We start from the raw sequence: 11,993 nt of genomic DNA, 5'->3' as shown, positions 1-11,993 counted from the left end.
ATCCAGGCTTCGCGCGTGCGTGACTTTCCGGTGTGGGGACCGGAGAGTCGCGCACGAGCGATGCCACTCATGTGATGTCGCGGGCGCGGGTGATCAGCCATCCGGACGCGACCGCGATCGCCGCCCACACCAGGAGCGCTACCGTTGCGGCGGGCCACGGCGCGAGCGAGTCCGCGGCGGTGTCGCTCGCGAGGTTCACGAGCGCGCCCATCGTGGCGCCGACGGGGAGGAACTGCGAGATCGCGCTGCCGAGAATCGCACCGGCGACGAGTTCGCCCAGCAGGCACCACACCACGATGCCGACGGTCGCGGCGACCGGCGCGGCCGTCGCGAGGACGAGTCCCGCGCCGATGGCGGCCCATGCCGCCGCGATGACGACGCCGAGCGCGAGGACCGAGAGCAGGGTCGTGTCGAACACGAAGTCGGCACCGCCGAAGACGGCGAGCGACGCGACGGCGACGAGTTCGGTGACGAGCACGTAGCCGATGCCGACGGCGACCGCGACGACGAACTGCGCTCCGAGCACGCGATCGCGGCGCGGCGTGATCGCGAACGTCGTCGTGAGCGTGCCGTAGCGGAATCCGGTTCCCGTGTACGTCGCTGCGCACAGTGCCGCGAAGAGAGCCGCGACGAACACGCTCACCCCCGCACCGACGAGCGCGGCGACCGCGACACCGTCGGCCGGACCCGTCTGCACCATGTCGGACAGGCTGCGCATCCCGGGAACGGTCACCGCGGCCGTGCACACCGCGACGACGACGGGCGGAATGACGAGGATCCACCACACCCGCAGCGACAGCAGGCTGCGCGCCTCACCGCGCAGCGCCGCGACCGGCGCGGACAGCGACGCGCGCATCGTGGGCGGTACGGCGGTCATCGCGGTCCTCCCGGGTTCGTCGGCTGTGGGGGATGGGGCGGGTACTGCTGCTGTGGCGGGTACTGGCCGGGCTGCGGGTACTGCTGCTGGTGCGGATACCGGGTCTGCTGCGGGTATTGCGGCGGATACGGCCCGGCCGGCGGGGGAGGCCCCGAGTACGGCGGCGTCGGCGGGCCGTAGCCGCCCGGGGCGAGGGCCGTCGCGCCCGCGACGTAGTGCGGCGCCGTCATCGCGAGGAAGAGCTGTTCGAGGTCGACCTCCTCGGCGACGACGCCGAACACCGCGATCCCCGCGGCGTTCGCGATCTCACGGAGCCGGTCCTCGGCCGCGCCGACGACGCCGATCCGGCCGTCCCGCAGCGATCGGACGTCGCTCACGCCGTCGGCCGCCAGCGCGCGGGCGAGCCCGGCGGGATCGGCCGCCGCGACGAGCAGCCGGCGGTGCTGAGCGCGCCGCAACTCCTCGACGGTGCCCCGGTAGACGGCCGAGCCCCCGCTGACGATCACGACGTCGTCCACGATCTGCGCGACCTCGCCGAGGATGTGCGACGAGATGAGCACGGTCCCGCCGGACCGCGCGAAGCCGGTGAGATACGAACGGAGCCACGCGATCCCCTGGGGATCGAGGCCGTTCGCGGGTTCGTCGAGCACGAGGATGCGAGGGCGGCCGAGCAGCGCTGTCGCGAGTGCGAGCCGGCCACGCATGCCGAGCGAGAACGTCCCGATGCGGGTGCGTGCGACGGAGGACAGACCGACCTCGGCGAGCACCTCGTCGGCGCGCGAGTCGGGCACGCCGGCCGCGGCCGCGTGCACGAGCAGGTGCGCGCGTGCGGTGCGCCGGGGATGCAGCCGCTGCGAATCGAGGACGGCTCCGACGACCGTCGCGGGCTCGCGCAGCGCACGTGCCGGCACTCCCTCGATCAGGCACTCGCCCGCGGTGGGCGTCACGAGCCCGAGGATCATCCGCAGCGTCGTCGACTTGCCGGAGCCGTTGGGTCCGAGGAACCCCGTGATGCGGCCGGGCCGGACCGTCATCGACAGATCGGTGACGGCGTCGGTGTGACCGAAGGTCTTGCTCGCGCCGCGAACCTCGACAGCGGGCTGAGCCACGACGGAGGGCTGCGTCACGACGGGGGGCTGGGTCACGACGTCGGCGCCGGGTCGCCGGGCGTATCCGTCCACTGTGCGGGCGGCGGGCCGAACGCGTCGTGCGCGTTCTTCACGACGCGATGCCCGAGGGCGCGGTTGCCGACGCTGCCGATCGCTGCACCGATGCCCGCGGGCAGCACCTTCCCGAACACCAGGGCGCCTCGCTTGGCCGCGAAGCTCGTCGCGAACTTGCGGACGAGGCTGTTGTCGAGTGTCTTCATGACGGGCGCGGGGATGCGGCCCTCGAGGGCGCGGGCCCAGTACCGCGACTTCGACCCCGTCGTGCGCTGCACGATCTCCATCCCCGCTTCGCCGAGGACGACGGAGAGCACGAGGGCACGGCGTTTGTCGTCGTCGTCGATGCGGATGCCGTGGACCGTCGCGACGCCGAGCGTGTACAGCGCGGCGGCTTCGAGGAAGAACGCCGACTCCGCCCCCACCGCGGCGAGCGAGGCGACGGTGCCGACGCCGGGAACCGCGGCCGTCGCTCCCACCGCGCCGCCACTTCCCGTGACGGCGGTCAGGAACATCGACCGCATCCGTTCGATGATCTGCTCGGGCGTCTCGTCCGGATGCGCTCGGCGCAGCCGCCACACCTGCTTGCGCACGGTCGGCGCCTGCACGCGGCACGCGCCGTCGAGCGCGGAGTTCACCAACTTCTCGATCCGCCCCGAATTGTCGGCCACAGTGCTCCTCTCCTCACCTGCGAGCGTAGCCGCGGCGGGCCGTCGCCGAGGCGAGCGAGGCGTACGGCGGATGCGTGACGCCGTCGCCGAGCGGGTACTAGCCTCGGGTGCATGGCCGGTGGACGGTCGGGATCGCCACTCCAGGACACGGCGCGCGCCACGCCCGCGCCGGTGCTGCGCGGCCTCGTCGCCGACTATCACGGCTACCGCTACGAGGGATTCGCACCGGGTGTGCACCTCGGGATGCCGTCGCCGCAGCTGACCGTCGTCGTCACGCTCGGCCCCGACATCGGATTCGCGGGGACGCCCGTCCCGGCCCAGGCCGGCAGCCGGTTCGCGGCGCTCGCGAGCGGTATCGCCGAGGCACCCGTCGAGATCGTGCACGACGGAACGCAGTACGGCATGCAGCTGACCTTCACGCCGTGGGGCGCGCGGGCACTGTTCGGGATCCCGGCCGGTGCGCTCGGCCCGTGGCTCGTCGACCTGGGAGAGGTGCTCGGCGCCGACGCTCGGGAGCTGCGCGATCGTGCCGCGGCCGCCGCGACCTGGCCGGAGCGCTTCGCGGTGCTCGACGACGTCCTCGTCCGCCGGCTGCGCCCGGTCGACGTCGCACCCGAGCTTCGGGAGGCGTGGCGTGCGCTCGTCACGAATCCCCGCGCTCGCGTCGGCGACGTCGCCGGTCGTGTCGGGTGGAGTCGCCGCACGCTGTCGAGCCGGTTCACGGCGGAGTTCGCCGTGACGCCGAAGACGGCGTCACGGCTCGCCCGGTTCGCCCGCTCGCACCGGCTGGCGCGCGGTGAGGCGCCGCTCGCCGAGATCGCGGTCCGCTGCGGGTACGCCGACCAGGCGCATCTCGATCGGGAGTGGCGCGATCTCGCCGGTGTCTCGCCGACCCGCTGGCGCCGCGACGAGGTCTTCCCATTCGTCCAAGACGACGACCACCACGTCGAGCGAGACTTCGAGTCATGAGCGAAACACGGATCACCACCACCCAGACCGTCTGGCCGGCCCTGCGGTATCGCGACGCACACGCCGCGATCGACTTCCTCGGACGCGCTTTCGGATTCGAGAAGATCGCGGTGTACGAGGACGACGGCCTCGTCATGCACGCCCAACTCGCCCTTCCGGCGAGCGGCGGCATCATGCTCGGGTCGGATCGCGACGACTCCGCCATCTCCGCACTTCCCGCGGGCACCGGCAGCGTGTACGTCGTCGTGCCGGACCCCGATGCGCTGTACGAACGCGCACGGGCCGCCGGAGCGACGATCGTGCGTGGCCTCGTCGACGAGGACTACGGCTCGCGCGGCTTCACGTGCACCGACCCCGAGGGCGTGCTGTGGAGCTTCGGGACGTACGGCGGCGAGGCCTGACCGCTCGGTCGTTACTGTGCTCGCGTGCAGACTCTCGGCGCGTGGGCGACTCGGCACCAGGCGTGGCTCTACGTCGCGACGATCGCGGTCGCCTTCGCGGCCGGATCGGCGATTCCCGGGGCGCGTGTCCTCGAGGCCGGCACCTCGCCCGTCATCGCCGTGCTGCTGTACGCGACCTTCCTCGCGGTGCCGTTCACCCGGGTGCGGACGGCGCTGCGGGACGGCCGATTCCTCGGCGTGCTGCTGGCCGCGAACTTCGTGATCGTCCCGATCGTCGCGTTCGGACTCTCCCGCTTCGTCACCCACGATCGTGCGCTCGTCGTCGGCGTGCTCCTCGTGCTGCTCGCGCCGTGCGTCGACTACGTCATCGTGTTCACGGCGCTCGCGGGCGGCGCCCACGACCGCTTGCTCGCCGCCGCACCGATCCTCCTGCTGGCCCAGATGCTCGCGCTCCCGCTGTTTCTCGGGCTGTTCGTGGGCGGTGACATCGCGGAGGCGATCGACCCAGGGCCGTTCGCGCGCGCGTTCGTCGTGATGCTCGCGATCCCGCTCGCGGCGGCGATCGCGACCCAGTTCGCGGCACGGCGGTGGCGGCCCGCCCGCGTGCTCGAGTCGGCGGGCGACACGGCGATGGTGCCGCTCATGATCGCGACGCTCGCGATCGTCGTGGCATCGCAGGCCGCGCGAATCGGCGACGCCGCGACCTCACTCGTCGCGGTGATTCCCCTCTCCGTGGCGTTCCTCGTGATCATGGCGCCGCTCGGCGGCGTGCTCGCCCGCGCGACGCGACTGGACGCTCCGCGCGGGCGGGCCCTCGTCTTCGGCTCCGCGACACGCAACTCGCTCGTCGTCCTGCCGCTCGCGCTGGCCTTGCCCGCCGAACTCGCCCTCGTCCCGCTCGTCGTCGTCACGCAGACCCTCGTCGAACTCGTCGGCATGGTCGTCTACGTCCGCGTCGTCCCCCGGCTGATCCCCGCCCGCCGCTGACCGTCCCCGATACGCCTCGATCTCCGCGCCGAGGACACCGGCCGAGAGCACCGCGATGCTCGTGAGCCACAACCACAGCACCGCCGACAGCAGTGTTCCGACCACCTGTGCGGCCGCGAGGACCGCCTGATCGGGAGTGTCGGGTGCCGCCGCCGCCGAGACCGGCGTCGACATGCGCAGGTAGAGGCCGAACGCGAACGCAACGGCGACGACGAGGGCCGCACCCGCGCACGCCGCGGGCACGCAGTCGCGCCACGTGTGATCGACGTTCGGAGCGAACCGGTACAGCACGACGAGGAACGCCACGACGACGAGGAAGACCACGGGCCAGCGCCCGACGTCCCACACGGCCTGGAAGCCGTTCGTGAGACCCAGCGCCTCGGCCACCACTCTGCCGCCGCCGAGCAGCGGCCCGACGACGAGGGTGCCGACGAGGATCACCAGCGTCACGACGGCGGCGGCGGCGAACCCGAGCCCGAGCACTCCCTGCGCCACGATGCCCCGACGTTCCGGCGCCCCGTACGCGGCGTCGAGGGTGCGGATCGCGGCACGGAAGACCCTGCTCGCGAGCCACAGTGCGACGGCGACGCTGCCGATCGCGATGCCGGTGCGCTCCTCACGGAGCAGTCCCCGCACGAGCGGCGCGAGCACGTCCGAGGTGATCTGCTCCTGGAACACCGTCGACAGCCCGTCCACGACGGCGCCCTCGATCCGGTCGACCTCCTCGGTCCCGATGATCCGTTCGAGCGAACCGAGCGCGGCGCCCACCGCCGTCGCGAGCGGGATCAGCGAGATGAGTGCGTAGTACGCCATCTCGGCGGCGAGCCCGGTGACGCGGACGTCGATCGCGCGCCGCACGGTCCTCACGAGTACGGCTGCCGTCGCGCGCACCGGGGTGCGCGACGGTGTCGCGGCGTCTGGCACCGCGTCAGGTCATCGGGTTGTGTCCGGCGGCGACGGTGTCGTGCGGCCGCGGGGGAGGCGGCGGCGTTCCGCCGCCGAAGGGCCTGCCGCCTAGCTCTTCACGCCCGTGCGGGGTGAGCCAGTTCTGCAGGTCCGGTCCGTCGGGGACGATCCGGCTCGGATTGATGTCCGAGTGGACGATGTAGTAGTGCTCCTTGATCTGCACGAAGTCGATCGTGTCGCCGAATCCCGGCGTCTGGAACAGATCTCGCGCATAGGCCCACAGCACGGGCATCTCGCTCAGCTTCTGCCGATTGCACTTGAAGTGGCCGTGGTAGACCGGGTCGAAGCGGGCGAGCGTCGTGAAGAGCCGCACGTCGGCTTCGGTGATGGTGTCGCCCACCAGATAACGCTGCGTGCTCAGCCGCTCGGTCAACCAGTCGAGTGCGGTGAACAGCGTCCCGTACGCGTCGTCGTACGCCTGCTGCGATCCGGCGAAGCCGCAGAGATACACCCCGTTGTTGACCTCCCGGAAGACGCGGCGCGCGACGGTGTCGATCTCGTCGCGCAGCCGCTCGGGGTAGAGGTCGGGTGCGCCGTCGCGGTGGAACTGCGTCCACTCCGTCTCGAAATCGAGGGTGATCCGGTTGAAGTCGTTGGTCACGACGCCGCCGGTCGGGATGTCCACGATCGCGGGGACGGTGATGCCGCGCGGATAGTCGGGGTAGCGCGCGAAGTACGCGTCCTGCAGCCGAGGAATCTCGAGGACGGGATCGACCCCGCCCGGATCGAGGTCGAAGGTCCAGCTCCGCTGGTCGTGCGTGGGGCCGGGCATGCCGACCGAGATCGCGTCCTCGAGTCCGAGCAACCGGCGCACGATGAGGGTGCGATTCGCCCACGGGCACGCGCGCGCCGCGATCAGCCGGTACCTGCCCGCCTCGACGGGCCAGCCGTCGCGGCCGTCGACGGTGATCCGATCCGCGATGTACCGCATGTCGCGGTCGTACGCCTTACCGGGCTCGACGTACTTTCCGTCGCGTGCGCCGTCCTCACCGGTGGTCCGGCCGTCACTGGTCATTCGGATCTCTCCTCTTCCGCTTCGTGACCGGACGGCGAGCGCGCCGGGCCGATCGACACCTCGATGTACGTTCCGACGGGGTCGTAGCCGCGCGCCCGGGCGAGCGCTTCGGCGGCCGTGTTCTCCCGATGCCAGCGCAGCCCGGCGACGAGACCGTCGTCGAGCAGTTCGTCCGTCGCGATCGACAGCGCCGTCGCTCCGAGCCCACGACGACGAGCCACGGGATCGGTCAGGACGCCGAGTTCGCCGATGAGGCCCTGCATCTCGTCGTAGGCGGCGCCGGCGACGGGGCGGTGCGCGTCGTCGCCGGAGTGCTCGTCCTCGACGATGGTGAACCAGTGGCTTCGCTGCGTGAGCCGGGCGTTCTCGACGTCGTCGGGTGGGCACGCGGCCTCGAGCGCGCGGGCGTCGGCGCGATCGTGCGAGACGAGTGGCGGCGGCTCGGGCGGCGAGGCGGAGTACTCGGTCGAGTACGCGAGGGTGCGTGGGCCGGGACAGCGGCCGGAGTGATCGAGCGTGAGCCCGAGCAGCGTGCCGGCCTCGGTCAGTTCGCGGCGGGTGTGGTCCTGGGCGCGGTCGAGCAACCACTGCGGGCCGACGAGCGCCGACGCGTCGGCGATCCAGACGAACCGCACCGTCGAGGTGTGTTCGTCGGCGCAGTCCACGTGTCCGCCCACGGCGAGCGCGTCGTCGTCGAGCCCGAGTTCCCGCGCCCACGCCAGGCGCACGATGTCGAGCGGGTGATCGTCCACCTTTCAACCGTACCGAGGCCTGCGGCTCGTGCGTGAGTTGCCGGTCCAGGAACCGGAGAATCACGCACGAGCGGCGCAGCCGCCTGTATAGTCCACGTCGACTATTCTGCATCGAACATTGGAGCGCCCATGCCCGCCGTGACGTCGAGCCCACTGGCGCTGACGGTGCTCGGCCTGCTCGCCGAGCGCCCCATGCACCCGTACGAGATGACGCAGCTCGCGCGGACGCGGCGCGGCACTCTCGTCAAGGTCAGCCCGGGCACGCTCTATCACTCGGTGGGGCGGCTCGAGGGTGACGGATTCGTTCGCGCGGTGGGGACGGATCGCTCGGGCAACCGCCCCGAGCGAACCGTCTACGAGATCACCGACGCCGGCCGCACGGCGTTCCTCGAGCGCGTCGCCGCGATCCTCGAGACGCCCGCCGACGAGTTCCCACAGTTCCCGCTCGGGCTCGCGGAAGCACACAATCTGCCGAAGGACGAGGCCGCGGCACTCGTGCGCCGCAGGATCGCGGCGCTCGAGGCGACCCTCGCCGAACTCGACGTCGCCGCCGCGGGCGCCGTGCGTGCCGGCGTCCCCGAACTCTTCCGCCTCGGCAGCGAGCACCGGCGTGTCGTCCTCGCGGCCGAGGCACGATGGCTGCACACGCTCGCGGGCCGCATCGAATCCGGTGACCTGCCGTGGCTCGACTCGCCCGCGGTCCAGGACGCGATCGGCGGCGGCGCCGACGACCCCACCGCACCCGCCGAGAACGCATCAGCACCCACCGAGAACGCATCAGCACCCACCGAGAACGCGTCAGCACTCACCGAGAACGAAGCAGAGGACCCGGCATGACGACCCCCACGGAAGCCACCCGGCCCGACGGCTCCGAGCGCAGTCCGTGGCCCGCGCTGTGGGCCCTCGTCATCGGCTTCTTCATGATCCTCGTCGACTCGACCATCGTCGCCGTCGCGAATCCCGCGATCATGGCGGACCTCGGCGCCGACGTGAACCGCGTCGTATGGGTGACGAGCGCCTACCTGCTCACCTACGCCGTCCCGCTGCTCGTGACGGGCCGGCTCGGAGATCGCTTCGGCCCCAAGAACATCTACATGATCGGCCTCGTGATCTTCACGGCGTCGTCGCTGTGGTGCGGCCGCGCGGGCGACATCGAGATGCTCATCGTCGCCCGCGCCGTGCAGGGCCTCGGCGCCGCACTCATGACGCCCCAGACGATGGCCGTCATCACCCGGACGTTCCCGCCGGACCGCCGCGGCGTCGCGATGGGCCTGTGGGGCGCCGTCGCGGGTGTCGCGACGCTCGTCGGTCCGCTCGCGGGCGGCATCCTCGTCGACGCGCTCGGCTGGGAGTGGATCTTCTTCGTCAACGTCCCGGTCGGCATCGTCGCCCTCGTCCTCGCGTGGCGGCTCGTGCCCGCCCTGCCCACCTCGACGCATCGCTTCGACATCCCCGGTGTCCTGCTCAGCGGTGTCGGCATGTTCCTGCTCGTCTTCGGTATCCAGGAGGGCAGCACGTGGGACTGGGACGGCCGGATCGTCGGGCTCATCGCCGCGGGCCTGCTCGTGCTCGCGGTGTTCGTGTGGAACCAGTCGCGCACCAAGGGGGAGCCGCTCGTCCCGCTCTCGTTGTTCCGCGACCGCAACTTCTCGCTCGCGAACGTCGCGATCACGACCATGGGCTTCGCGGTCACCTCGATGGTGCTGCCGCTGATGTTCTACGCACAGGGTGTGCGCGGCCTCTCGCCCACGGGCGCCGCGCTGCTCATGGTCCCGATGGCCGTCGTGACGGGCGTGTGCGCGCCGTTCGTCGGCCGCCTCGTGGACCGCACACACCCGCGGTACATCGCAGGAACGGGATTCACACTCTTCGCGATCTCGCTGTTCTGGCTCGGCGCCGTGATGACGCCCGACTCGCCGACATGGCAGTTGCTGATCCCGCTCGGCTTCGTCGGTCTCGCGAACGCGTTCATCTGGTCGCCGCTCGCGGCGACGGCGACGCACAACCTTCCGCCCGCACGCGCGGGCGCGGGAGCCGGGGTCTACAACACGACCCGGCAGGTCGGGGCCGTGCTCGGCAGCGCAGCGATGGGTGCGCTCATCACTGCCCGGGCTCGCCGCCCAGGGGCTCGGCGGCGAGGGCGGCGGCGGTGAGGCGGCAGGCATCTCGCACCTGCCCGAGCAGGTGCACGAACCGTTCGCGACGGCGATGGCGCAGTCCATCTGGCTGCCGGCCGCGGTGCTGGTCGTCGGTGTCGTCGCGTCGATCGCGTTCGCCCGCCCGGTCCGCCGACGCCGCTAGAGCGTGTCTGACACAGTGTGCGCATGCCTTCGAATCCCGCGTCGCCCACGACAGTCGAACGTCGCACCACCGGCAGCGGCGGCGAGTACGCCGTGCTCACCGTCGCGCACGGCGAACTCAATCTCTTCGATCGGGCGATGTTCGACTCCCTGATCGCCGATGTCGCCGCGCTATCGGAGAACCCGCCGCGTGCGGTGCTGCTGCGGGCGGAGGGCAAGGTCGTCTCGGGCGGCGTCGACGTGCACCTGTTCGACGGACTCACCGCGCAGCAGGGACAGGAACTGTGGGAGCGGTTGTTCGCATCGATCGTGCATCCGCTCGAAGCGCTGCCGTGCCCCGTCGTCTACAGCGCGCACGCCCTCACCCTCACGGCCGCGTTCGAGATCGCGCTCGCCTGCGACATCGTGCTCGCGTCGCCGCGCGCGAAGTTCGGGCTCGTCGAGACGGTCGTGGGCCTGACCCCGTCGATGGGCGGCCCGCAGCGGCTCGCCGAGCGGGCGGGCTCGGGACGCGCCCGCGAACTCGTCATGACGGGCGACCTCTACGACGCGCAGACGCTCCATGCCTGGGGCGTGGTCAACGCGGTGCACGACGACGTCGACGCAGCCGCGTACTCGCTCACCGAGCGGCTGGCCGACGGCCCGACGCGGGCACACACCGCGACGAAGCGGATCGTCGAGGCGTGGCGTTCCGGCGGCATCGCGCACGCCGACGCGATCACGTCCGGGGTCTCGGGCGCCCTGTTCGAGACGGACGACCTGCGCGGTGCCGTCCGCAGCTTCCTCGACGTCGGCCCGGGCAAGGCGACCTACACCGGCCGGTAGTCTGGCAGGTCGTGGCCGGTCGAACCGGGCAGGTCGCGTGTCGATCGCACGGCAGCGTGGGCTGTCGCGGAAGGGACTGAACGCGCCGTGATGGGGCCCGTCGCCGAACTGCACATGCACCTCGAAGGTGCGCTCGAGCCCGAGCTCATCTTCGAGCTCGCCGAGCGCAACCGGATCGCGCTGCCGCACGAGGACCTCGACGCGCTCCGCGCGCGTTACGAGTTCACCGATCTGCAGTCCTTCCTGGACCTGTACTACGAGAACATGGCGGTCCTGCAGACCGAACAGGACTTCGCCGATCTCACGCGCGCGTACTTCGCGCGGCTCGCGGCGGCCGGTGTCGTGCACACCGAGCTGTTCGTCGATCCGCAGGCGCACATCGCGCGCGGTGTCCCGGCTCGCGTCGTGTTCGAGGGCGTCGCCGACGCCGTCGCCGCGAGCGAACGCGAGTACGGACTGTCCAGCGGCATCATCGCGTGCGTCCTCCGCGACCGGCCGGTTCCCGAAGCGGACGAGGTGCTCGGCGAACTGCTGCGACTCGAGGTCCCGCTGCTCGGCATCGGGCTCGACTCGGCCGAGGTGGGATACCCGCCGTCGCTGTTCGAGGGCGTCTTCGCGCGCGCTCGCGCCGAGGGCCTGCACGTCGTCGCGCACGCCGGCGAGGAGGGCCCGCCCGAATACGTGTGGCAGGCGCTCGATCTGCTGGGCGCCGAGCGCATCGATCACGGCATCCGTGCCCTCGAGGATCCGGCGCTCGTGCAGCGACTCGTCGACGAGGAGATTCCGCTGACGGTGTGCCCGCTGTCGAACGTGCGGCTCGAGGTCGTCGACTCGCTCGCGCACCATCCGCTCCGGACGATGCTCGACGCCGGGCTGCTCGTGACGGTCAACTCCGACGATCCCGCCTACTTCGGCGGCTACGTCGACGAGAACTTCGAACAGCTGCGCACCACACTGGATTTCACCGACGACGAATGCGATCGGCTCGCCCGCAACTCGATTCGCGCGTCGTTCCTCGGCGAGGGCCGCAAGCGCGAACTGCTGGACGCGCCGCGGCCCTGACGCCG

At 71.5% G+C, this 11,993-nt stretch carries 11 protein-coding genes and 2 pseudogenes; 7 read left to right on the top strand and 6 right to left on the bottom strand.

Going from position 1 to position 11,993, the window contains the following annotated elements; genetic code table 11:
* Window positions 1–67: 67 nt before the first annotated feature.
* The 3 genes from RR1_RS10410 to RR1_RS10400 are packed head-to-tail and all read right to left on the bottom strand — an operon-like array spanning window position 68 to window position 2,711.
* On the bottom strand, window positions 68–877 hold the full coding sequence (locus RR1_RS10410; protein ID WP_010837387.1) for a hypothetical protein: 810 nt from the start codon (window positions 875–877) through the stop codon (window positions 68–70).
* A complete protein-coding gene (locus tag RR1_RS10405) occupies window positions 874–2,022 on the bottom strand; it encodes an ATP-binding cassette domain-containing protein (RefSeq protein ID WP_238558948.1) in 1,149 nt (382 codons plus the stop codon). The genes RR1_RS10410 and RR1_RS10405 overlap by 4 nt, the downstream gene beginning before the upstream one ends.
* Window positions 2,019–2,711 carry a hypothetical protein gene (locus tag RR1_RS10400; RefSeq protein WP_010837385.1) on the bottom strand — a complete coding sequence of 231 codons (693 nt, stop codon included), beginning with the start codon at window positions 2,709–2,711 and terminating at the stop codon, window positions 2,019–2,021. Before RR1_RS10400 ends, RR1_RS10405 begins: the two co-directional genes overlap by 4 nt.
* 111 nt (window positions 2,712–2,822) lie before the next feature.
* Here RR1_RS10400 and RR1_RS10395 point away from each other — a divergent pair, with 111 nt between their 5' ends.
* From RR1_RS10395 to RR1_RS10385, 3 genes are read left to right on the top strand one after another with little or no spacing between them, the layout of a single operon-like run.
* Window positions 2,823–3,680 (top strand): helix-turn-helix domain-containing protein, encoded by an 858-nt coding sequence (locus RR1_RS10395; protein ID WP_040772475.1) that lies wholly within the window; start codon window positions 2,823–2,825, stop codon window positions 3,678–3,680.
* On the top strand, window positions 3,677–4,081 hold the full coding sequence (locus RR1_RS10390; protein WP_010837383.1) for a VOC family protein: 405 nt from the start codon (window positions 3,677–3,679) through the stop codon (window positions 4,079–4,081). Before RR1_RS10395 ends, RR1_RS10390 begins: the two co-directional genes overlap by 4 nt.
* Window positions 4,082–4,105: 24 nt before the next feature.
* On the top strand, window positions 4,106–5,068 hold the full coding sequence (locus tag RR1_RS10385; protein ID WP_071990713.1) for an arsenic resistance protein: 963 nt from the start codon (window positions 4,106–4,108) through the stop codon (window positions 5,066–5,068).
* 15 nt (window positions 5,069–5,083) lie between these two features.
* On the opposite strand, the pseudogene RR1_RS22880 reads toward RR1_RS10385, so the two are convergent.
* From RR1_RS22880 to RR1_RS10370, 3 genes and pseudogenes are all read right to left on the bottom strand, one after another.
* A pseudogene (locus RR1_RS22880) lies at window positions 5,084–5,926 on the bottom strand (YihY/virulence factor BrkB family protein); the annotation flags it as partial.
* A 70-nt stretch (window positions 5,927–5,996) separates the two neighbouring features.
* Window positions 5,997–7,049 carry a glutathione S-transferase family protein gene (locus RR1_RS10375; protein ID WP_010837381.1) on the bottom strand — a complete coding sequence of 351 codons (1,053 nt, stop codon included), beginning with the start codon at window positions 7,047–7,049 and terminating at the stop codon, window positions 5,997–5,999.
* The gene (locus RR1_RS10370; RefSeq protein WP_010837380.1) at window positions 7,046–7,801 is read right to left on the bottom strand and encodes a GNAT family N-acetyltransferase; all 756 of its coding nucleotides are present in this window, start codon (window positions 7,799–7,801) and stop codon (window positions 7,046–7,048) included. Before RR1_RS10370 ends, RR1_RS10375 begins: the two co-directional genes overlap by 4 nt.
* A gap of 129 nt (window positions 7,802–7,930) precedes the next feature.
* Between RR1_RS10370 and RR1_RS10365 the strand changes: the two genes are divergently transcribed.
* From RR1_RS10365 to RR1_RS10350, 4 genes and pseudogenes are all read left to right on the top strand, one after another.
* Window positions 7,931–8,638, top strand: a complete 708-nt coding sequence (locus RR1_RS10365; protein ID WP_010837379.1) for a PadR family transcriptional regulator — start codon at window positions 7,931–7,933, stop codon at window positions 8,636–8,638.
* Window positions 8,635–10,102: pseudogene (locus RR1_RS10360) on the top strand (MFS transporter). Before RR1_RS10365 ends, RR1_RS10360 begins: the two are co-directional and overlap by 4 nt.
* Before the next feature lie 23 nt (window positions 10,103–10,125).
* Window positions 10,126–10,926 carry an enoyl-CoA hydratase/isomerase family protein gene (locus RR1_RS10355; RefSeq protein ID WP_010837376.1) on the top strand — a complete coding sequence of 267 codons (801 nt, stop codon included), beginning with the start codon at window positions 10,126–10,128 and terminating at the stop codon, window positions 10,924–10,926.
* Between the two features lie 90 nt (window positions 10,927–11,016).
* The gene (locus RR1_RS10350) at window positions 11,017–11,988 is read left to right on the top strand and encodes an adenosine deaminase (protein ID WP_010837375.1); all 972 of its coding nucleotides are present in this window, start codon (window positions 11,017–11,019) and stop codon (window positions 11,986–11,988) included.
* Window positions 11,989–11,993 lie beyond the last annotated feature (5 nt).

The organism is Rhodococcus rhodnii NBRC 100604 (assembly GCF_001894925.1).
Classification (GTDB): Bacteria; Actinomycetota; Actinomycetes; order Mycobacteriales; family Mycobacteriaceae; genus Rhodococcus_F; species Rhodococcus_F rhodnii.
The sequence above is the reverse complement of the archived record's forward strand: the minus strand, read 5'-3'. Positions and strand labels throughout refer to the sequence as shown.